Annotated in this window: 15 protein-coding genes; 5 read left to right on the forward strand and 10 right to left on the reverse strand. The window is 70.0% G+C overall.

Features of this window, described 5'->3' with window-relative positions; all coding sequences use genetic code 11:
* Window positions 1-116: 116 nt before the first annotated feature.
* The gene (locus J2W78_RS06495; RefSeq protein WP_253369059.1) at window positions 117-647 is read left to right on the forward strand and encodes a MucR family transcriptional regulator; all 531 of its coding nucleotides are present in this window, start codon (window positions 117-119) and stop codon (window positions 645-647) included.
* Window positions 648-1,391: 744 nt separating this feature from the next.
* Here the strand turns inward: J2W78_RS06495 and J2W78_RS06500 are convergent.
* From J2W78_RS06500 to J2W78_RS06515, 4 genes are all read right to left on the reverse strand, one after another.
* Window positions 1,392-2,126 carry a sigma-70 family RNA polymerase sigma factor gene (locus J2W78_RS06500; RefSeq protein ID WP_003604688.1) on the reverse strand — a complete coding sequence of 245 codons (735 nt, stop codon included), beginning with the start codon at window positions 2,124-2,126 and terminating at the stop codon, window positions 1,392-1,394.
* A gap of 248 nt (window positions 2,127-2,374) precedes the next feature.
* Window positions 2,375-3,190: a class II glutamine amidotransferase gene (locus tag J2W78_RS06505; RefSeq protein WP_253369061.1), complete on the reverse strand. Its 816-nt coding sequence runs from the start codon at window positions 3,188-3,190 to the stop codon at window positions 2,375-2,377.
* Window positions 3,191-3,352: 162 nt separating this feature from the next.
* Window positions 3,353-4,582, reverse strand: coding sequence for a hypothetical protein (locus tag J2W78_RS06510; protein ID WP_253369063.1), 1,230 nt, complete (start codon window positions 4,580-4,582; stop codon window positions 3,353-3,355).
* Window positions 4,579-6,483 (reverse strand): quinol:electron acceptor oxidoreductase subunit ActD, encoded by a 1,905-nt coding sequence (locus tag J2W78_RS06515; RefSeq protein ID WP_253369065.1) that lies wholly within the window; start codon window positions 6,481-6,483, stop codon window positions 4,579-4,581. The genes J2W78_RS06510 and J2W78_RS06515 overlap by 4 nt, the downstream gene beginning before the upstream one ends.
* A 432-nt stretch (window positions 6,484-6,915) precedes the next feature.
* Here J2W78_RS06515 and J2W78_RS06520 point away from each other — a divergent pair, with 432 nt between their 5' ends.
* The 3 genes from J2W78_RS06520 (at window position 6,916) to J2W78_RS06530 (ending at window position 11,998) form a co-directional block, all read left to right on the forward strand.
* On the forward strand, window positions 6,916-9,519 hold the full coding sequence (locus J2W78_RS06520) for an ATP-binding cassette domain-containing protein (protein WP_253369066.1): 2,604 nt from the start codon (window positions 6,916-6,918) through the stop codon (window positions 9,517-9,519).
* Between the two features lie 235 nt (window positions 9,520-9,754).
* Complete coding sequence (locus J2W78_RS06525; protein ID WP_253369067.1) at window positions 9,755-10,891, forward strand: L,D-transpeptidase family protein; 1,137 nt, start codon at window positions 9,755-9,757, stop codon at window positions 10,889-10,891.
* A 201-nt stretch (window positions 10,892-11,092) separates the two neighbouring features.
* A complete protein-coding gene (locus tag J2W78_RS06530; protein ID WP_253369069.1) occupies window positions 11,093-11,998 on the forward strand; it encodes an MBL fold metallo-hydrolase in 906 nt (301 codons plus the stop codon).
* A 139-nt stretch (window positions 11,999-12,137) separates the two neighbouring features.
* Here the strand turns inward: J2W78_RS06530 and J2W78_RS06535 are convergent, their stop codons facing one another.
* From J2W78_RS06535 to J2W78_RS06550, 4 genes are all read right to left on the reverse strand, one after another.
* The gene (locus J2W78_RS06535; protein ID WP_253369071.1) at window positions 12,138-13,628 is read right to left on the reverse strand and encodes an amino acid permease; all 1,491 of its coding nucleotides are present in this window, start codon (window positions 13,626-13,628) and stop codon (window positions 12,138-12,140) included.
* Between the two features lie 192 nt (window positions 13,629-13,820).
* Entirely contained in the window at window positions 13,821-14,504 is a 684-nt protein-coding gene (locus J2W78_RS06540; RefSeq protein ID WP_253369072.1) for a TenA family protein, read from the reverse strand.
* 27 nt (window positions 14,505-14,531) lie between these two features.
* A complete protein-coding gene (locus J2W78_RS06545) occupies window positions 14,532-15,221 on the reverse strand; it encodes a response regulator transcription factor (RefSeq protein WP_253369074.1) in 690 nt (229 codons plus the stop codon).
* Between the two features lie 10 nt (window positions 15,222-15,231).
* A complete protein-coding gene (locus J2W78_RS06550; RefSeq protein ID WP_253373983.1) occupies window positions 15,232-16,716 on the reverse strand; it encodes an ATP-binding protein in 1,485 nt (494 codons plus the stop codon).
* 503 nt (window positions 16,717-17,219) lie between these two features.
* Between J2W78_RS06550 and J2W78_RS06555 the strand changes: the two genes are divergently transcribed.
* Window positions 17,220-18,047 carry a hypothetical protein gene (locus J2W78_RS06555; RefSeq protein ID WP_253373984.1) on the forward strand — a complete coding sequence of 276 codons (828 nt, stop codon included), beginning with the start codon at window positions 17,220-17,222 and terminating at the stop codon, window positions 18,045-18,047.
* Window positions 18,048-18,159: 112 nt separating this feature from the next.
* On the opposite strand, the gene J2W78_RS06560 is transcribed toward J2W78_RS06555, so the two are convergent.
* The gene (locus J2W78_RS06560) at window positions 18,160-19,866 is read right to left on the reverse strand and encodes a DEAD/DEAH box helicase (RefSeq protein WP_253369076.1); all 1,707 of its coding nucleotides are present in this window, start codon (window positions 19,864-19,866) and stop codon (window positions 18,160-18,162) included.
* A 151-nt stretch (window positions 19,867-20,017) separates the two neighbouring features.
* Complete coding sequence (locus J2W78_RS06565) at window positions 20,018-20,749, reverse strand: sulfotransferase family protein (RefSeq protein ID WP_253369078.1); 732 nt, start codon at window positions 20,747-20,749, stop codon at window positions 20,018-20,020.
* Between the last annotated feature and the right edge of the window lie 213 nt (window positions 20,750-20,962).

Raw genomic sequence — 20,962 nt, forward strand, 5'->3', positions numbered from 1 at the left:
ATCGTGGTTTTTCCCGATTTTGCAGTCGTTTTCCGGGCAAATGGTGCAAAACGGACTTGAATCTTTTCTAGATCCTTTTAGCTCACAAGAACGAGGGGAAAATAGGATCATTTACAATGTCGGATAACAGTCAGGTCTCGCAACACGACCGTATCGAGCTCGCTGCCGATCTCGTCTCGGCTTATGTCTCCAACAACTCTCTGCCATCGCCCGAACTCGCGGGTTTGATTGTTCAGGTTCATGCCGCCCTCGTCGCCCTGTCGGCCCCGCAGGCGCCCAAGGAAGAAGAAGTCGAGCGGGCGACACCGGCACAGATCAAGAAGTCGATCACGCCGGATGCCCTGATCTCCTTCATCGACGGCAAGCCCTACAAGACGCTCAAGCGGCACCTGACCACGCACGGTCTCGACATCGAGGGCTACCGCCGCCGCTACGGCCTGCCGGCCGATTATCCGACGGTCTCCTCCAACTATTCGGCCGCGCGCTCTGCCCTCGCCAAGGATCTCGGCCTCGGCCAGCAGCGCCGCAAATCCTCGGCGAAGACCGCGGAGCCGGTCGATGAGGTGGTGGCGGAAGCAGCTCCCGAGCCGCGCCGCAAGACCGCCGCGGAAGGCCGCAAGACCGGCGGGCGCCGCAAGGCCGCCTGAGGATCGATGCCGCGCCGGCGGAGTCATCGGACTCCGCCGGCCGGCCTCTGGTGCGTTGACGTTGGTCCGCGCAGCGACGGTCCCGGCCGATCGAAAGGCCGCCCGGCCTGCCTACGGCTCTCGATGGATCACATGGAAGGCTCGCAGCGGCAGCGTCTCGCTGTTGACACGCTCGGCTTCCCCGTGGCCTGCCGTCTTCTGCTCGCCGCAGACCTCACGCGTAAGACGCGGCGCGCCGATTGCGGAACACGCTTTTTCGCAAAACGGGGCACCGACACGACAGGACCGCGCGGCACCCGCATTCTGCTAAGCGGGCGGGGGAGGGACGTCGAATTTCCGCGCCGGAGCACCCGGTACGGATGCCGAATTCGAAACCTCCCAAGGTCGCTCAGATCGTCGCGTACGATCCGACGCAACCGGCCCGGCCATGCCGGCTCCCGGACCTCCGCGTCATACGATTTTCGATTGATGGCTTCTGGTTTCGCCCCACGGCATCCATCCCGCGGTGATCCAATCGGATGCCAATCAGGCGGATCTCCAGAACGTCCTTCAGGGCATCGTCACGCGCGATGGACGATGGCTTTCGACAACCGATGCGGCAAGACTTGAGACACCCCGCTGTCCTGGGTTTGGCTTCCGGACAGCATCAGGACTCGATCAGCCGGCGAAGACCACGGATCGGCTTTCACTCGGACGGACATCAGGGTGACGCAACAACGGCACCGGCGCCCGTCGAGCAAATAATCAGGCGTCGGGCATCGCCGACTGGATGAGACGGTCGGAGGAGAGGTCCTCCTCGTCATACCCGAGGAGTTCGGCGAGGCGGCCGCGGGCGCGGCTGACGCGGCTCTTCACCGTGCCGACCTTGCAGCCCATGATGGTCGCCGCCTCCTCGTAGGAGACACCCTCGGCACCCACCAGCACGAGGGCCTCGCGCTGGTCCGGCGGCAGCTTGGCGAGCGCCGTCTGCAGATCCTCGACGTCGAGCCGGTCGCCCTGATGCGGCGCGGTGGCGAGGCGTGCGGCGTAGGAGCCGTCCTGATCCTCGACCTCGCGCACGCGCTTGCGGTGATCCGAGTAGAAGATGTTGCGCAGGATCGTGAAGAGCCATGCGTTGAGGTTCGTGCCCGGCTGGAAGCGGGCGCGGTGCTGCCAGCCCTTGAGCAGGGTGTCCTGCACGAGGTCGTCGGAGCGCGCCGGGTTCGAGGTCAGCGACAGGGCGAAGGCGCGCAGGGACGGCACTGCGGAGAGCAGGCCGTTGCGGAATTCGGGATCGATCCGCTCGCCCTGGGCCTTGAGGGCCGCTTCGAGCTTGCCGATCAGCTCGGAGAAGCGTGACGGCGTGTCCTCGCCGGCGCCGAGCGTGTCGTACACGCTGCGCAGATGATCGCCGAGATGGCTGCGGATCGAGTCGGAAAGTTTGGGACGGCCGTCTGTCATCGCGGGACGATCCAGGGTCGCTTCGGTATCGTTACGCATCGGGCACTTCGCGATCGGGACTTTTCGGCAAAGACGGTGCAGTGCAGCACGCGGGGCAGGCCCCGGCACGGCCCTTAACATAGCTGTAGCGCATCGCTCCGATCCAGCACACCCGCGCCACGCGAAATACTGCCACGCTTGCACACGGGACGGTAGGCTGTCGCCCCAAAGAGTGAGATGATTCGCCGATCCTGCCGCGTGAATGCGGCAAATCGGCAGGTCCATCCGCTTTTTCCGATCGACCGCCCTCAGGCCGCGCCGTGGATATCCGGCATCGGACGCTGCCGCGTCGCGCCCTTCAGCACCCGCACCACCCCGTCGGTGAGAACGAGGGTGTCGCCGCGCTCCAGTTCAGTCCAGGTCTCGTCGCGGGTCAGCGCCCGCGTGGCGATCATGGTGACGATATCTGTCTCGGTGGTCTCCTGAGCGAAATCGACCCGCCAATCCTCGTCGATCAGCGTCGCCGTGCCGAACGGCGCCCGGCGGGTGAGGTAGCAGAGCCGCTTGCCGCAATGGGCATAGAGCACGCGACTGTCGGTGAGCAGCATGTTGAAAACACCGCGCTCCGAAAGGATGCGGGCGTAACCCGCAATGGCCGCCTCCAGGGTCGCGGCGCGGGGCGGCTTGGGGAAGCGCTCCTGGAGTTGCGACAGCATCCAGCAGAAAGCGTGTTCGCTGTCGGTGGTGCCGATCGGCTCGAACCGGCCGAGCGGCAGCCGCTTCACGCCCTTGAGCTGGCCGTTATGGGCGAAGGTCCAGCGCCGGCCCCACAGCTCGCGGGAGAAGGGATGGGTGTTCTCGAGGCTGACGCGCCCGCGATTGGCCTTGCGGACATGGGCCACGACGATGCGGCTCTTGATCGGATAGCGGCGCAGGAGCTTGGCGAGTTCGGAGCGTGCACTGGGCTCGGGGTCGTGGAAGGAGCGGCAACCGCGCCCCTCGTAGAAGGTGATACCCCAGCCGTCGGCATGCGGGCCGGTCTCGCCGCCGCGCCGGGCCAGGGCGGCGAAGGAGAAGCGGATATCGGTCGGCACATTCGCGCTCATTCCGAGCAGTTCGCACATGGTAGCCGGGGTCTTCTGCGTCGCGCGCGGTGGGATCGAAGAGGGGCGGGGAGGGGAAACTAGAGCGCATACCGGCGAAGTGGAAACCGGTTCGTCGGAAGAATGCGCATCAAAACAAGGATCGAGCGACGCCGGCCCGGTGCGATCAGCTTGGATACGGCTCTAGGAAGCTTCGGGGGGCGGAACAACCGATTTGGGGCGCATGTCCCCCGCCGCCGCGCCCGGTCTCCCCCGCGCGCCCTCGCGGCCCGGCCAGACAGGAGTGACGGCGAGCCCCGGAATCAGGCGCCGGACCGCAGGCGCCAGTCCCAGGGCGAGCCCGATCATCCCGGCGAGCGCCAACAGGTCGGTGAGGCCGACGCGAAAGTAGCCGCGGAAGGCGGGCGTGACGAACCAGAACAGCTCGGCGAGATGGACCGCGACCGCGAGCGCCGCCACCAGCCGCGTGCGGTTCTCGCCGGGACGCAGGGTCAGGATGGCGGCAAGACCCACCACGATGGCGGCGGATAGTGCCAGGGCGCGGCCGGAAAAGCCTGCGCGCAGCCGATACCACGCGGCGGCCCCCGGATCGGCGGCGGCGCCGAGCATCAGGAACTGCACGACATGCAGGCCGGCCCAAACGAGGAGCAGCACAGCGAGCGGCGTGAGCCGATCGTGGCGGCGCCGGGCGGGGCCGGCGTCGGGCGGCGCAACGAGGATTGCGGCGGCGAGCGCCAGACTCGACCACGCCGCCAGCACCAGCAATCCGAAGGCGCTGGCATGGAAGCGGGGGCCGGGATCGGTTCCGACCGACATGACGAGGTCGCCGGCCGCCAGCGTGCCGACCACGGTGTGGAGGCCGAGGCCGAGCACGGCGCGCCCGTCGTCGATCCGCCCGGCCTTGGCCCAGGGCTCGCCGCCGCGGCGGGCGAAGAGCAGGGCGAGCCCGGTCCAGAGCGCGAAATAGAGGGCGAGGCGGGCGGCGAGCAGCGGCGGCGCGGCTCCGAGGAGGGCGAGCGGACCATCCGGCCCGGCGCTTTCCGGCGCCGGGTAGAGCAGGAACGCGGCCACCGGGATCGGCAGCGCGAGGATCGCGGCCACCGGCATCAGAACCAGCAGACCGCGCAGGGTCTCGAGCAACGCGGTCTCGGGCTGCGGGCGCCACGCATCGGCCCGCTCGATCATGATGACGACGGGCAGCGCGCCCGCCGGCAGGGCGAGAAGGCAGGTCCAGGCGGCGAGATAGGCGGGCGCGAGCCGGGGCAGCCCGGCATGGTGGAGCGCCAGCAGCAGGCAGGCCATTCCCACGGCGAAGGCCGCCGCCGGGCGGCGGGCCGGATCGCGGAAATACGCACCCGCGGATTTCGCCCCCGTCGCCTTGCGGGCGGCACCGCCCTTCTCCTCCGCGCTCACCGCTGCGGCTCCCCGGCGGCGGGGCCGTAGAGGGCGAGGGGGCGTCCCGCATCCGCCGGCAGGGCGTTCAGGCGCCGGGCGAGGGCCGCCGGAATGAACGGCGTGCCGGAGGGCTCGATCGTCAGGACGAAATGTCCGGCCAGAGCGGAGGGGAGGACGCGGCCGGTCCGCCCTGTTCTCAGAGCGGAGACGAGCGCCACGCCGAGGCCGAGCACTCCACCCGCCGCCGCGGCGGAGAGGGCCGGCACCGCTGCCATCGCCCAGGATAACGGCCAGGAGGCCGGCCAGGGAGGGGGCCAGACATCGGGCCACGAAAGCGGCCGGGCGAGGAGCGCCGCCACGCTCGCCGGCCCGTCCGGCATTTCCCCGGCAAGGCCGGCGATGCGGATGGCGACGAAGGCCGCAAATCCGAGAAAGGCACCGAACAGCGCGAGGCGGTTCAGGCTTCGCTCCTCTCGGTGCAGGGCGCCGGCAACCTCCGGCATCGGCACCGGAGCGAAGGCCTCGAGGCGGGGCGCGCGGGCCCCCGAGACCCCCCGCGCCGCCTCGGCGAGCCCGGCCTCCGAGGCGAAGATCGCGATGAGGCCGGGGGGCTGGCCAAACGATTGAGCGAGAGGCTGGCCGGGGAGCTGGCCCGGCCGGATGTTCGGCGCGATCTCCGGCGCCCGCGGCGCGGCGTGCGCGTTCTCGGCGAGGGCGAGCTGGCGCGTCTCGGCGATTCCGACCGGCGGCACGAGGCGGAGAAGAAGCAGCAGGCCGAGGACGAACAGCCCGGCGGACCCCAGCATGGCGACCTCCGCGGTCAGGAGATCCGCGAGGCTTGCCCCCGCCGCCCCGATCCGCGTGGCAAGCACGTGATCCGCTCCGAGACCGATGGCGACGAGGGCGCCGATCAGACCGAGGGCGAGGGCGCTGCGGCGGATCGCGGGGATCCAGAACAATTGCGTGGGGAGAAGCCCGGCGAGCATGAGTGTCCAGAAAGCGGGCGCCTCGTCGCCGAAGAGCCTGCGCGTCAGGCGCGCCCGCTCGGCAGCGTCGCCGTAGAGCAGGGCGGTGACGATCTCGGTGACGTGGCAATAGAGGGCGGCAAGGCCGAAGGCGAGCAGCAGCCGCCCGAGGATATCGAGATGCCGGCCGGTGATGAGGCCGTCGAGCCCGCGGCTTCGGCGCAGGGTCGTGGCGAGCGCCGCGGTCAGCCCGGCACCCGAGAGCACCGCCTCGACCAGAAGGGCGACGGGGAGCAAGGTGTCGTGCCGGTCGGTGCGCAGGGCGGCGGCGAGCGCAAGATCGATCAGCACCGCCACCGCCGCGAGAATGCCGAGCAGGCCGAAGCCGCGGCAGGCCCGCTCCCAGGCGAGCCATTGCAGCGCCGAACCGCACCAGCCGGCGGACAACGTCCGGTAGAGGCGGGCGCGTCGGGAACCCGGCCCCGCGACGTCGCGTAACACCGCTACATCCGGAAGGAGCGCTGCCGCCCAGAGGCCGAGGCTGGCCAGGAGCAAGGCCCCGAGGCTCACCGGATGGACCGGCGCCGGGTGGAGCGCGGCGAGACCTGAGCAGAGCAGGGCAGCGGTCTGCGTCAGGCGCCCGATCCCGCAGCGCCACGCGACGCCCGCGAGGAGCAGCAGCCCCGAGATCAGCAGGCAGCCCGCAGCGAGCCCGATCCACCACGCGGCGCCGGCCGGACCGAATTCGACGGGCACGGCCGAGCGCAGACCGGCCCAGACGAGGATCGGGACGAGGGTTGCGGCGACGCCGAGCCGCCAAAAGCCACCGGCGGGCGCGAGCACGCTCCCCGCGAGCGCGGCGGCGATCGAAGCGACCGTCTCCCCGGCCCCGATCACCGGCGCGCCGTAGAGGGGAGCGGGCTCGGCCGCAGGCTGAAACACGCGTTCGGTCATCGGCTCAACGGTCGGCCGCAGGCTGCGGGCGGCTCCGATCCTGATTGCGATCCTGACGGAGAAAGGCGGGCGATGGAATGTCTCGCACGGCCATCCGTGTCGCCCGAAAGGAGGGTAGGGGAAAGGCGCTGCCGAACGGGATGGCTGGGGAAACGCCGGAAAGGCAGGCCCTCCGCACGCAGATGCGAACGGTAAGCGCCCGCCATGTGCCGTCCCGCACCAAAGAGCAATGCCATAGGGGGAATGCGAGGCGAGGCGCCGCCCGCGCGGGCTTGCGCCGCGGCGTTTCCGTGCGAAGAGGACGATCCGTGACGGCCTCCTCACGCGCCTGCCCGCCGGATCGTCCCTCACAGCGCCGAAACCGTTCTCCGATGCCGCACCCCACCGCCGCGAATTCGTCGGCCACGGCTTGGCCGGGCGCCCGGAATGCCGATGGAGCGTGATCCCGTCCTGTTCGCCTGGGCCTCGTCCCCGCGTCGGCACGCGGCGGCGCTCGGGCTGGCGGTGGGCCTCGGCGGACCGCTGGCGCTGTTCGTGCTGCTGTGCCTGCGCGACCTGATCGCGGTACTGACCCGCAGCAGCCCGGACTTCCTGCCCTTCCTGCGGATCGCCCTGCCGCTGCCGGGCCATCACGGCGACGAAGCGCCGATCCTGTTCCAAGGGTGGAGCCTGCCGCCCACGGAACTTCCGCTGATCGCGCTGACCTCGCTCGCCGCCGCGGCCCTGCTGCTGGCCGCCCTGGGGGCCGCGGTCGCGTATCTCTGCTTCTCCGTTCAGGCCCGGGCCACGGCGCGGCTGCGGGCGCGGGCCACCGAGGCGATCCTCGCCTCGCCGCCCGGTGCCCGCGAGGATCTCCGGGCGCTGCCCGGCCTCGTCGGCCAAGCCCTGGCGCGGATGGGTCCGCTCTCGGCGGTCGGCATCGTCGTGCCCGGCCTGACGCTCGCGGCGATCCTGCTCGCCCTCGTCATGGCGGAACTCGCCGCCCCGCGCCTCGTGCCGGTGATCGCGCTGTTGCTCGCCGCCGTCGGGCTCGCCCGGGTTCTGCTCGCCAGCCGCACCGCCGCCCGGCACAGCCTGCGCCAGGCCGACACCGCCGCGACGGAGACGGGCCTGCGCGACCTGATCCGGCGGATGCCGGCGGTGCGCGCCCACGGGGCGGCGGCGTTCGAACGCCGTCGCCTCGGACTTCGGGCGCGGGCGGCGCGCAGCGCGCTGGTGCGGGCGGAGGCCCGGCTCGCTTATGCGCGGGCCCCGGCACTCGCCCTCGTCGTGATCCTGCCCGCGCTCCTCGTCGCCACCGCCCTGTGGCAGGGCGAGGCCGCGACCGAGGCCGACAACGTCCTACCCGGAGCGCTGGTCGCCGCAGCCGGTGCCTTTGCGCTGGCGGCAACCCTCGTGGCGATCAGCCTGCGGCTGTGGAGCCAGCACCGGGCGGTCGCCCCCCTGTTCCGTTCCATCGCCGAGACGCTGGACGCCCTGAGCCCCCGCCTGCCGGGGAAGAGCTCGCGGAGCGCGGCCCCATTCCCGAAGACGGGCGCCCTGGTCGCCAAGGGCGTCGGCGCCTACGATCCCGGCAGCGGCGAGCGGCTGACCGGCGTCGATCTCGCCCTACCGATGCCGGCGCATGTGGCGATCGTGGGTCACCGCGGCAGCGGATCGCGGGCGCTCGCGGCCCTGCTCGCCGGGCAGATCGAGCCCACCGCCGGCGCGGTCACCTATGGCGGTACCGACCTGCGCGCCTTCGACTCCGCCGAGCGCGCCCGCCGGATCGCGCTGGCCGGCTCGGAGGCGATCCTGATCGAGGGGACGCTGCGCCAGAACCTGCTCTACGGCGCCCGCAGCGGCGACCGCGAAGCCTCGGGGCTGGCCGAGCGCATCGCCATCCTCAAGCTCACCGGGCTCGACGCCTTCGTCTACGAGCGGGGCCTCGAGGCCTCCGTCGACCCGGAAGACGATCCCGCTACGGCGGAAGCGGTCGTCGCCGCCCGCTGGGCGGTGCGCGATGCGCTGGCGAGCGAGGGCATGGCTCGGCTCGTCGAGCCGTTCGACCCGGCCCGCTACAACCATCAGGCCGATATCGGCGAGAACATCCTGTTCGGCGAGGCGGTGAGCCCGGCCTTCACGCAAGCGCGGCTCGCGGCGCATCCCTACCTGCGTGCCGTGCTGGAAGCAGAAGATCTCACCCGCACCCTGGTCGATGTCGGGCTCCAGGTCGCCCGCTCCACCGTCGAGATTTTTTCGGATTTGCCAGACGACCACCCTCTGTTCGAGAGCTTCTCGCTGTTTCCGGCGGCCGAGCGGGGTTACTTCGAGGATCTGGTCGCGCGCCAGCCCGAGGCCCGCGGTTTCCGCCGCGGTCCGGCCGGGCACCGCGACCGCGAGCGGCTGATCGGGCTGGCGCTCCGTTACAGCGAGACGCGCCACCGCTTCGGTCTGATCGACGAGGCGCTGGAACAGCGTCTGGTCGCCGCCCGCCATTCCTTCGCGGCGATGCTGCCGCCACGCTATCGCGAAAAGGTCGAGTTCTACGATCCCTCCCGGCTCACCGCCGCCGCGAGCCTGGAGGAGAACCTGCTGTTCGGGCGCATCACCCAAGGTGAGGCGGGCGCCGAGGGACGGGTGCGCGCTCTGGTGCGCCGGGTGCTCGCCGAGCAGGGGCTGGAGCCCACCGTCTACCGGCTCGGCCTCGCGGCGCGGATCGAGGCGGGCGTCGCGGTGGCGGGCCAAGGCCAGCGCGCGGTGCTGGGGGAGGGCGCTATCGGCCCGCGCGAGCGGGTGGCGATCGAGTTCGTGCGCTGCCTCGTGCGCCGTCCGGACATCCTCGTGGTCGGACTCTCGCTCGACGACCGCAAGCCCGACGAGATCACCGCCCGCATCGAGCGCCTGCGGGCGCTGCGCGCCGGGGCCGCGCTGATCGTCTGCCTGCCCGACGAGGACACCCTCAACCGACAGGCGCCGTTCGACGCGGTGCTTCGGGTGGAGCGCAACACGGTGGTCACGGGCGAGTCCCGGGAAACCGAGGCGGTCACGGCCTGAGCGATGTCCAAATCCGCCATCCCGAAGGGATCAACCGGATTTGGAATGATCGCTTCCGTTTCCCGCAAAACCGCCTCAAAGCTTGGGCACGGTCCGGTTTTCGTCGCCCGCAGGCACCGCCGGTCGGCCCTGGCCTCGATCGAGACGGTGCATGCTTCCCCCGAACCGCTCTCGAGGCTCTGTGAGATCCTTCCTCAGAACCCTGATTCCGGGGCTGGTCGGGTTGTCGATCCTCATGGCGTCGAACACGCTCGCACGGGCCGACAAGGCGAACGCGCCGATCCCGGCCGCGACCCTGGCGCTGATGGCTGCGCGCGGCACCAACGCCGCCTCGCCGATCGTGCTGCGCGCCTACAAGAAGGAATCCGAGATCGAGGTCTGGAAGCGCAACGCCGCCGGGCGCTACGTGCCGATCAAGACCTATCCGATCTGCCGCTGGTCCGGGCAGCTCGGGCCGAAGACCAAGAGCGGCGACCGGCAGACGCCGGAGGGGTTCTACACGGTGGCGAAAAGCCAGATGAACCCGAACTCGCGCTATTACCTCTCCTTCGACGTCGGCTACCCCAACGCCTTCGACCGGGCGCACGGCTCCACCGGCTCGGCGGTGATGGTGCACGGCGTCTGCTCGTCGATGGGCTGCTTTGCCATGACGGATACGGTGGCGGGCGAGCTGTTCTCGATCGCCCGCGAGGCGTTCGCCGGGGGGCAGGGCGCGTTCCAGTTCCAGTCCTTCCCGTTCCGGATGACCGCCGCGAACATGGCCCGGCACCGGACCGACCCGAACATCGCCTTCTGGCGCCAGTTGAAGGAAGGCTCGGACCGCTTCGAGGCGACCGGCGAGGAGCCGGCCGTGAGCGTCACCGCCGGCCGCTACACCTTTGCGCCCTCGCGCGATCCGGCCAAGGAGACGGCGTTCACCGCCCTGCACAAAGACGAGACCGACCGCATCGCCGCCCTGGTGGAGGAGGGCGCGGCGGCCGTGCGCACGACCTACTCCGACGGCGGCCAGCACGCCTTCTGGGCGGCGCGGATCCTTCAGGGTCATCCGGTGGGCGACATCAGCCGGCCGGAGGCGCTGGCCTATGCCGGCCAGGAGGTCGTGCTGATCCCCGCCCGCCGCAGGGCGCCGCCCCCGCCGCCCGTTCCCGAGGCCGTATGGGCCGCCTGGATCGGCATGGACAGCCCGTCGCTCACCGTGCGGACCGCTGGGTTCGTGCCGCCCTACGTCGCCGCGACGGCACGCATCGCGGCGCCGGTCACGCGCTACGCGCAGACGTGGCCGAGTCTCGCCCGCGCGGCGATCGAGGGTGCGCTGCCGCCGCCCGATTTCACCCAAACACAGCCTTTGATTGAAAAACTGGCCCAGCGCTGACACGATACTGACTTGGACCCTCTCAAAACGGCGTGTGCGAGCACGCACACAAACCCGAATGGCGGGCCCCCATCTCAGCGCTGTACAGTCGGAGCCTGAAGAGGGGCCGAAGAACAGCCGCGGATCCATGCGCGGATGCGCGCGGCGGCACCGCTAACACCAGCGAAAGCCGGGCCCGAGGCTTGGCATTGGTACCGATCCATGACCCTGCCATATCCAGCCGAGGACGATTCCCTCGTCCTGCGTTTCTGGGGCGTCCGCGGCTCCACGCCGGTCAGCGGCCCGGAGACCGCCGAATTCGGCGGCAACACGCCGTGCCTGGAGATCCGCTGCGGGGAACGTCTGTTCGTGATCGATGCCGGCTCGGGCCTGGGCGCCTTCGGGCGCAACTGCCGCGAGAGCCTGCCGCAGGATATCGACCTGCTGTTCAGCCACCTGCATCTCGATCACACGGCGGGTCTGCCGTTCTTCAAGCCGGCGGTGCTGGACGGCACCCGCACGATCCACACCTATTGCGGCAACCTCGATGGAGCCAGTGCCGAGGAGGCCCTCGGTCGGCTGTTCTCGCCGCCGCTCTTCCCCGTCACGCTCGACGTGCTGCCCTGCAGCTTCGCGCATCACGGTTTCCGGGCGGGCGAGTCGCTCACCTTCGCCGACGGCATCCGGGTCGATACGATTCTGCTCGACCACCCGCAGGGATCGACCGGTTACCGCTTCGACCACGGCGGCAAGCGGCTCTGCGTCATCAGCGACATCGAGCACGGCGCGAACTGGCCTGATCCGGACCTGTGCCGCTTCGTCGAGGGGGCCGACCTCCTCGTCTACGACGGCATGTTCACCGAAGGCGAGTATCCCTGCTGCAAGGGCTGGGGCCACTCGACCTGGCAGAAGGGCGTGGAGCTGGCCAAGGGCGCGGGCGCCAAGGCGCTCGCCATCATCCACCTGCATCCGTGCCATTCGGACGTGCAGTTGCGCGCGGTCGAGGCCGAAATGCAGGCCGAGATGCCCACCGCCTTCATCGCCCGCGAACGGCAGTCGATCGAGGTGGGCCGGCCGCTCGTGGGCCTTGCCGAGACGCCGGTGCTGGCGCTTGCCCGCCGGGCCTGAGGCGGCCGGGCACCCCTGATCTCAGCGTCGTTCCGTCATCCCGAGGCGAAGTCGAAACGGCGCTACGCTGTCGGAAGCATGCGCTGACCGACAGGCGCGGCCCCTCTCCCGGGCGGGAGAGCGGCCGCACTCAGCCTCCTTACAGAGCCGTCGTCGCGTTCGCCCCTTCCTCGCGGCCGATGCGGCTGTGCTTGCGGCTCCAGGCGAAATAGATCACGAGGCCGATCGCCAGCCAGATCAGGAGGCGCAGCCACGTGTCGCCGTCGAGCGAGAGCATCATGCCGAGGCAGAACAGGGCGCCGAGGATCGGCACGAACGGCACCAGCGGCGTGCGGTAGGCGCGCGGGGCGTCGGGCTGGGTGCGGCGCAGGATGACGACCCCGGCGCAGACGAGGATGAAGGCGAGCAGCGTGCCGATGCTGGTCATATGGCCGAGCTGCGAGATCGGCAGGAAGCCGCCGAGCGCGCTGGTGAACACCATGAAGAACAGGTTCGAGCGGTAGGGCGTCTTCCACTTCGGATGGATCGCCGAGAAGAAGCCCGGCAGCAGCCGGTCCTTCGACATGGAGTAGAACACCCGGCTCTGGCCGAGCAGCAGCACGAGGATCACGGTCGAGAAGCCGCAGATCACGCCGAAGGTGACGAGGCTCTTCAGCCACGGAAACGGCGTCGCGGCGATCGCCGTGTTCACCGGGGCGGCGTCACCCCGCATGGCGTCGTAGTGGACGAGGCCGGTCAGCACGCCCGCGAACGCGATGTAGAGCACCGTGCAGATCGCCAGCGAGCCGAGGATGCCGATCATCATGTTGCGCTGGGGGTTCTTGGCCTCCTGCGCCGCGGTCGAGACCGCGTCGAAGCCGACATAGGCGAAGAACACCACGCCGGCCGCGCGCATCACGCCGCTCCAGCCATACTCGCCGAAGGTGCCGGTGTTCGGCGGCAGGAAGGGGTCGTAGTTCTGCGCCTTCACGTAGAACAGGCCGACCCCGATCACGATGGCCACGACGGCGAGCTTGAGCAGCACCACCGCGCCGTTGACGCGGGCCGATTCCCGGATGCCGACGATGAGCAGGGCCGAGGCCGCGACCACGATCAGCATCGCCGGCAGGTTCACGAGGCCGTGCGCCACGCTGCCATCGGCAAGCTGGTAGGTCTCGAAGGGCGAGTGCACGAGCGAGCCCGGCAGGTTGATGCCGAGCGTGTCGCGCATGAAGCGTGTGACGTAGCGCGACCAGCTCACCGAGACGGTGGCGGCTCCGACCGCGTATTCGAGCACGAGATCCCAGCCGATGATCCAGGCGATGAACTCGCCCATCGTGGCGTAGGTATAGGTGTAGGCCGAGCCGGCGACCGGGATCATGCCGGCGAGCTCGCTGTAGCACATGCCGGCGAGCGCGCAGCCGATCGCCGCGATGGCGAAGGAAACCGTCACCGCCGGGCCGGCATGCTCGGCCGCGGCGATGCCGGTGAGCGAGAACAGGCCCGCCCCGATCACCGCGCCGATGCCGAGGCCGATCAGGCTCCAGGGGCCGAGATGGCGTTCCAGCTTGTCCTCGCCGGATTCAGCATCGGCATTGAGCCGTTCCAGCGTCTTGATCCTGAAAAGATCACTCGCCAAGCCTGACGCCATGTCCGCCCCACCCCCTCGTATCGGCCGAACTCCTCTGACGGAGCGGCCGAATTCTGACACAGATGAATCGTGAAACCGATGCGGGCGCAACGGCCCGGGACGACATTGCGGTGCAAGGACCCGGCCAAGCTGTCACGCGAGGGGGGGACGCCCGCAGCTCCGAGGTCGCGCTCCCGGCTCAAGGCGCCCCAGTCAGAGCGCCCAAGTCAGGTCCCGATAGGCGCCGTCCCAGAACCCGTATTCGAGACGGGTCGCGTGGGTGTAGGCCGTGTGCATGCGGGCGCGCAGCGCCGGGGAGGTCTCGGCGGCGGCCTCGTCGGTGGCGGCGATCATCGCGGCCACCGCCTCGCCGAACTCCTCACCGGCATAGGTGTCGATCCAGGCCCGGTAGGGATTGTCGGACTTTGCGCGGGAGAAGATGTCGCGGCCGACTTCGGCATAGATCCAGAAACAGGGCAGAAGAGCGCCGAGTACGACTTCGTAGGGTTCGGCATAGGCGGTCGCGAGCAGCCACGCGACGTAGTGGTCGCAGGCCGGCGAGAGGGGCGTTGCGGCAAACGTCCCGGCATCGATGCCGTATTCTTGGAAGAAGCCGCCATGCAGCGCCCGCTCGACCACGATGGCGGTCTCGGCGCCGCGGGCGAACTGCACGATCCGGTCGGGATGCGGCGCCTTGGCGGCGGCGAGCGCCAGCCCCCGGCCAAAACCGATGAGGTAATGCGCGTCCTGCACGATGTAGCGGCGGAAGCGTTCCGGGCTCAGGGAGCCGTCCGCCAGTTCCGCATTGAACGGCATCGTGCGGATCGCCTCGTAGGCCGCGAGATTGCGCGCCCAGGCTTCCTGCGAGAAGCGCCCGGCAGAGGGGATGTCGGCCAAGAAGGGCGCTCCGTCTTCTGAAAAGGATCAACCCTGCCGCTGGGCCTGGGTCACCGCGACGTGGATCAGTTCGGCCAGCGTGCGCACCCTGAGCTTCTGGCGCATCTGCGAGCAGGCGTTGGTGACGGTCTTGTAGCTCACCGAGAGGTCGGCGGCGATGGCGCCGTAGGACTTGCCCTGCGCGAGGCGCGCCAGGATCTGCTGCTCGCGCGGCGTGAGCTGGGTCTCCGGGGTGCGGCGCGGGTCGGCGCGCAGCATCGCCACCTCGGTGGCCAGCCGCCGGTCGAGATAGACCTCGCCCGCACGCACCCGCTCGAAGGCCTGGAACAGCTCGTTCGAGGCGTGGTCCTTGAGCACGTAACCCAGCGCCCCGGCCTCCAGCGCCCGCGAGACGATGACGGGATCGTTGTGCATCGAGAAGACGAGCACCCGGGTCTCGGGCTCGACGGCGCGCATGCGCCGGATCAGGGCGAGGCCGGCGAGCCCGCTGCCCTGGAAGGTCAGGTCGCAGATCACCACCGGCGGGCGCAGGCGGTGGAAGGCGCGGTAGCCGGAGACGACGCCGGTCGCCTCGACCACGGTCTCGATCCCGGCATCCTCCAGCACGCGGCGACAGCCTTGCAGGACGATCGGGTGATCGTCGATGACCAGAACCGGGACGGGTCCGCCCTTGCTCGACGCCGCTTTCATCACGGGGCTGCTGACCGGCGCGTTCATCTTACACGCATCACTCGGGTTGCGGCGCGGGCGGAGGCGGAACCTCACTGCCGTCGCGCTCGGGATCGATCGGGAGGGTGATCCGGACAACGGTTCCGGAGGCGCCGTTGTCAAGAGACGCCGTGTCGAGATGGAAATGACCGCCGAGCGCCTCGACCCGCTCGCGCATCCCCGACAGGCCGAGGCCGACCCGGTGGCCGGGCGCGATGCCGGTGCCGTCATCCTCGACGCTCACCCGCAGGAGCGTCAGGCCGGCGGCATCGGTCTCCTCCGTCGCACGGGCCCGGACGTGGCGGGCGGCGCCGTGGCGCACGGCGTTGGTGCTGCTCTCCTGGATACAGCGGAACACGGTGAGATCGACGATGTCGCCGTAGCCGCGGGTCAGCCCCTCGAAGTCGCCATCGAAGGCGGTCTCGGGGTGGCGGCGCCGGAAGTCGCGCAGCAGCAGGTTGAGGCAATCCGTCAGCGGCACCTCGCCGAGCCCATGCGGGCGCAGGCGGTTGAGGAGGTCGCGGTTGAGGGTCTGAACCTGGCCGACGATGCTGCCGATGTCGCCGGCCCGCGCCGCGAGCCGGCCGCGGTCGATCTCGCCGGGGCTGGCGGCGAGCCGCGCGACGGAGGCCGCGTTGGCCTCCAGCGCGAACAGGCACGGGCCGAACTCGTCGTGGAGTTCGAGGGCGATGCGGGCGCGTTCGTCGTCCTGGGCCGTCAGGAGTTGGCGGTTGAGGCGGCCGTTGGCGGCCCGCGCCTCGGAGAGCGCCCCGGCCACGCGGTTGAAACGCGCGGCGATCACCGCCAGCTCGCGGGAGGCGGGTGGATCGAGATGGGCGGTATAGTCGTGCCGCTCCAGCCGGGTCAGACCGTCCGCGAGGCGGCCGAGCGGTCGCAGGATGCGCCCAAGCGCCAAGGTGAGGGCGGCGAGCACCGCGAGGTTCACGATCAGGCTGGCCAGCGCCAGCGAGCGGGCATAGCCCCAGACCTCCTCGATCTCATCAAGAGGCTGGGTCGTGATCGCGGCGGTGCCGATCCGCTCGCCCTTCACGAGGATGGGCAGGTCGTGCTGGCGCGGTTCGGGGGCGATCAGCCGGACGAACCAGCGCGGCGCCGTGCGCTGCTCACGCCCCTGCTCGGAGGGGCCGAAGCCGACACGCTTGCCTTCCGCATCGAGGATCGTCACGCGGACGTGGCGCAGGGCCTGAAAGCGCAGGTCGAGGGTGTGGAGCACGCTCTCGGGGCTCGGGCTGCGCAGGGAGCGGATGGTGTCGGCCACCAGGGGCTCGACGGTGGCGAGGCTGGCTGCCATCTCGACCTGCACGGCGCTGCGCGCGGTCAGCACAATCACGCCGCAGGAGGCGAGGGCGGCCACGATATCGATGGCGAGCACGACGAGGATGAGCCGCGTGCGCGTCGGCCAGCCGGCCCAGAACGGCACGGCCGCGTCGGCAGCCCGATCCTGCGCCTTGTCGAGATTGGGATCGGCCACGGATTGCGCCATCATGGGCGTCGGGGAAGCTTGCGTCGCGGCGGGAATCGGCACGGGCCCTCGCGGTCGATCAGTCCGCCATACGCCGACACGAGCAGGCCGTATCCGGGACCATTCGGCAAGCCGCCATCGGATAAAAGTCTCAGATCTCTACTCTTTCGGCACGGCTGCACCGTGGCCGATCACCGGTTGAAAGTCCATGCCGGCGCCGCGCCACAGGGTCGCGCGGCACACTGATGTTTTTCTTATGATTGCCTGCCGAGACGCCGCACACCGCATCGGCCCAGTTACACGCTCCGTTAAGCCGGCTCCGCTAAGGTCGATCGCGAGAATTGATCGGGGCGAGACTTGTCCGGGGCGCGCCTGTCCCGTTCAGGTCCATCCGCCCCGGATTTTCCGACAGATTCGTGTGGATGGACGACGCCTGAATTCTCAACAGGCTGCACCGGACATCTTGCCGCCGCATTGCCGAGGCCGTCTTGTTGCAGGGCTACAACGTGCAAGAGGCCGACCGCATGTCGGTGACGATCCATCCGTCCCAAACCCGGCCGGCCGAGAGCAGGGCTCTGGCCCGGCGCCGGCTGCCTCTCATCCTCGGCGCCGCGGGCGGGGGCACTGCCCTCCTCGTCTTCGCCGTGGGGGCTTTTGCGTTCTTCTCCGATCTGGCCGATCCCCGAAGCCGGCCGGCGCGAATCGCACCCGTCGCCTCGCAATGGCCCGACCTGAAGGACGGCGTTCCGGCACTGGCGCCGGCCGCCAGCGGCTTGCCCGAAGGGCGCCGGGCCAGCCTGCCGATCACTGAACCCGCTGCACCGGCCGCGCCACCGCCTGCGCCGGCGGCATCCGCAGCGCCGGAGATCGCGCCGCCGGCCCGGGCGAACCTGCCGATCGAGCCCGCACCGACGGTTCCGGCCGCGGCCCGCACGGCGGCAGCGCTCGCCCCCGCCAAAGTCACGGTGCCGCTGCCTCCGAGCCGGAGCGAGATGGTGCAGGCGAAGACGGAGCAGCCGGCGCGTTTCGTATCGCTGCCCGCGAAGACGAAGCCCGAGATCACGAAAACCGAAGCCAAGGCCGAGGCAAGAGCCAAGACCGACAGCGCCAAGGCCGAGATTGCCAAGGCTGAACCCGCCAAGGCCGATCTCGGCCGGAAGCCCGCGCCGGTCGTCCGCGACCGCGCCACGGAAGCACGGCCGACGCAGACCGCTTCGGCGCAAGCACCTGCCGCGCGACCGGCGCAGGACGCAGCGGAAGAGCCGGAACTGCTCGGCGTCAAGATACCCGGCGGCCGTCAGATCCGAGACGGCTGGGATGCCGCCGTGAGCGGCCTGCTCGGCGACAAGTAAGTTCGTCGGCACGACGGCCCGGCTCGAACGAGCCGAACGCAACCGTCGACGCGTGCACACCCAAAATCGTCGCCGGGGCGGCTTTCGTGCCCCGGCACCGTCGCGCGGCGGCTCAGCCGCCCCGGCCCGACTTGGTCGCCTCGCGGCGATGGCGCTGGGCGCGGGGGCTCTTCGGTGCCTTGGCGGCAGCCGGTCCATCCCCCTGCATCCGCTCGACGCGCACATCCGCGGGCCCGCGCCGGGCGAAGGACGCGGCGAAGTCATCCGCAGCGCTGGCGCGGACCTCGAAGGTCGTCTCGTTGTCGAAGATCCGGATCGAGCCGATATCGCCCCGCCCGATCTGCCCGCGGCGGGTCAGCATCGGCAAAAGGCGGCGCGGCTCGGCCCGGTCGCGGCGACCGAGATTGAGCCGGAACCACGCTGCCGGCTCGTCGTCACCGACCCGCGAAGCGCCGACCGGCACACCGCTGCGGGACTCCGGACGCCGGCTCGTCTCGTAGGCCGGATCGCTCACCTCCTCCGGCACGGGGATGCGCGAGCGGTAGAGCCGGGCGAAGGCCGCAGCGAGACGCTCGGGCGGGCAGCGCTCCATCAGCGCCTCGGCCCATTCCCGCTCCCACTCGCGGTCCTCCTCCGTCTCGGGCTCGGCGAGCAGCGGATCGGACATCATCCGCTCGCGGTCGAGGATGCGGATCTCGTCCGCGTTCGGCGGGCCGCTCCAATCGGGGCTGACCTTGGCGATGGCGAACATCTGCTCGGCCCGCCGCCGCCGGGCCGGCGGCACCAGCACGACGCTGGTGCCTTTCCGGCCGGCGCGGCCGGTGCGGCCGGAGCGGTGCTGCATCACCTCCGCATCGTGCGGCAGATCGGCGTGGATGACGAGGTCGAGCCCTGGCAGATCGATGCCGCGGGCGGCGACGTCGGTGGCGACGCAGACGCGGGCACGGCCGTCGCGCAGGGCCTGGAGCGCGGCGTTGCGCTCGCCCTGGCCGAGCTCGCCCGAGAGCGCCACGGCTGAGAAGCCGCGTTCGGTCAGCGAGGCCTGGAGATGGCGCACGCCGTCACGGGTGTTGCAGAACACGATCGCGACCGGCGCATCGACGTAGCGCAGAATGTTGACGACGGCGTGCTCGACCTCCCGCGGCATCACGCGCACCGCGCGGTAGACGATGTCGGCATGGCCGCGGGTCTCGCCGGCGACCGCGAGGCGCAGGGCGTCGCGCTGATAGCTCTCGGCGAGCGCGACGATGGCTTTCGGCAGTGTCGCCGAGAACAGCAGGGTGCGCCGGTCCTTCGGGGTCGATGCCAGGATGAATTCGAGATCCTCGCGAAAGCCCATGTCGAGCATTTCGTCGGCCTCGTCGAGGATGACGGCGCGAAGACCTTCGGTGACGAGCCGGCCGCGCTCCATGTGGTCGCGCAGGCGCCCCGGCGTGCCGACGACGATGTGGACGCCGGCCTCCAGCGCGCGGGCCTCGCGGCGCGGATCCATGCCGCCGACGCAAGGGACGATGCGCGCGCCGGTCTGCGCGTAGAGCCAAGTCAGCTCCCGCTGCACCTGAAGTGCCAGCTCACGGGTCGGAGCGATGACGAGCGCCAGCGGCGCGCCGGGCGGCGGCAGCGCCTCGTCCTCGCCGAGCAGCGTACCGGAGATGGCGAGACCGAAGGCAACGGTCTTGCCCGATCCGGTCTGAGCCGAAACGAGCAGGTCGCGCTCGGGGACGGCATCGAGCACCGCCTGCTGGACGGGTGTCGGCTCGGCATAGTTGCGCTCGGTGAGCGCCCGCGCCAGGGGGGAGGGCAGAGTCGGAAATGGCAAGGGAGATGCGCCTTAAGGGTCGGCGAATTCGGACCGGCAATCATCGGCCGGATCGGAATCGGACGCCGCTTCTAACCCTATTTAGACGCGCCGACCACTACGCCGGCCGCGCGGGGGCGTTGCGCGGGGGCCGGGGCGGGCGCTTTCCCATTCACGGGCCGTGCGGTTGCTCCGCCTCGATCCCGCCGTCGTCCGGCGGCGAAGGGGTTGCGGCCAATCGGACGGCGGGCACGTCGCCCTCGTCGTAGAGCCCCTGGCGGAACATCCAGGCGTAAGATTTGCGGACGATGTCGAGGGTCGCCTCGTCGTAGTAGGCGGCGGCGGCGCGACGTGCCGTGGTGTTGATGTGCGGCAACGCCTCCCCGTCCTGCAGGGTCACGCCCTGCAGAGCGGCAGCCAATCCGGTTTCGATTTCCTCCACCTTGACGATGGCGAGCTGCGGCAGGCTGAACGTTTCCTCGGTCCGATGGTAACTCTCGGTGTTCCACAAGTCGCAGGTGCCGTGCGTCTCCCAAACCCAATGTAGATAGGCATCAAAGGGCATTCTAGCAGCCTGGCGGACAGCTTCGAGAAGCACCGGACTGTTCAGATCTTCTGCGATCGTGTCGTACTGGAGATTTTGCCTGTAATGCTCGTAGACGGAAACTTCCCGGTCAAACGGGTTGCGCGTCATGACCAGCACGCGCTTGAATGCGGAAGGCGGCTGCGCAAGAACGCCGCAGGCATAGCCGACGGAGAGCGACAAGGTGGGGTGATTGCTGCCCAATGTCTTTATGTAGGCCGTTTGCACCTCCGGCAACACCGACCTCAGGTATCGAAGGATCGAGGTTCCAGCCGTCTTCGGATTGTGAACGAAGAGCAGTTCGCGATTGAATAAGATCATTCGAAAAACCGAAATCCTCTCACGCGCCCCAACCATGTCCAGGTTGCGCCTGCGGGATCCTTGAGCGGGCCGCGACCGGTTGCAGAGCCGGCCCGCCGAGCGGAGGACGGTACCCTTTGGGTGCGAACACAATTGTATCGAAGGCCGCATCGGCTGCAATCCCGGCCCCTGCGCCGCCCGCCGGATGCGCCGGGACGAGCAGCGGGATCGATA

This window comes from Methylorubrum extorquens (genome assembly GCF_024169925.1).
Taxonomy (GTDB): Bacteria; Pseudomonadota; Alphaproteobacteria; order Rhizobiales; family Beijerinckiaceae; genus Methylobacterium; species Methylobacterium extorquens_A.

Bases quoted from the DNA above. Each gene is read 5' to 3' on its own strand.
- J2W78_RS06495 (WP_253369059.1), top strand. From the start codon at position 117: ATGTCGGATAACAGTCAGGTCTCGCAACACGACCGTATCGAGCTCGCT.
- J2W78_RS06500 (WP_003604688.1), bottom strand. From the start codon at position 2,126: ATGCGTAACGATACCGAAGCGACCCTGGATCGTCCCGCGATGACAGAC.
- J2W78_RS06505 (WP_253369061.1), bottom strand. From the start codon at position 3,190: ATGTGCGAACTGCTCGGAATGAGCGCGAATGTGCCGACCGATATCCGC.
- J2W78_RS06515 (WP_253369065.1), bottom strand. From the start codon at position 6,483: ATGACCGAACGCGTGTTTCAGCCTGCGGCCGAGCCCGCTCCCCTCTAC.
- J2W78_RS06520 (WP_253369066.1), top strand. From the start codon at position 6,916: ATGGAGCGTGATCCCGTCCTGTTCGCCTGGGCCTCGTCCCCGCGTCGG.
- J2W78_RS06525 (WP_253369067.1), top strand. From the start codon at position 9,755: ATGGCGTCGAACACGCTCGCACGGGCCGACAAGGCGAACGCGCCGATC.
- J2W78_RS06530 (WP_253369069.1), top strand. From the start codon at position 11,093: ATGACCCTGCCATATCCAGCCGAGGACGATTCCCTCGTCCTGCGTTTC.
- J2W78_RS06535 (WP_253369071.1), bottom strand. From the start codon at position 13,628: ATGGCGTCAGGCTTGGCGAGTGATCTTTTCAGGATCAAGACGCTGGAA.
- J2W78_RS06545 (WP_253369074.1), bottom strand. From the start codon at position 15,221: ATGAACGCGCCGGTCAGCAGCCCCGTGATGAAAGCGGCGTCGAGCAAG.
- J2W78_RS06550 (WP_253373983.1), bottom strand. From the start codon at position 16,716: ATGGCGCAATCCGTGGCCGATCCCAATCTCGACAAGGCGCAGGATCGG.
- J2W78_RS06555 (WP_253373984.1), top strand. From the start codon at position 17,220: ATGTCGGTGACGATCCATCCGTCCCAAACCCGGCCGGCCGAGAGCAGG.
- J2W78_RS06565 (WP_253369078.1), bottom strand. From the start codon at position 20,749: ATGATCTTATTCAATCGCGAACTGCTCTTCGTTCACAATCCGAAGACG.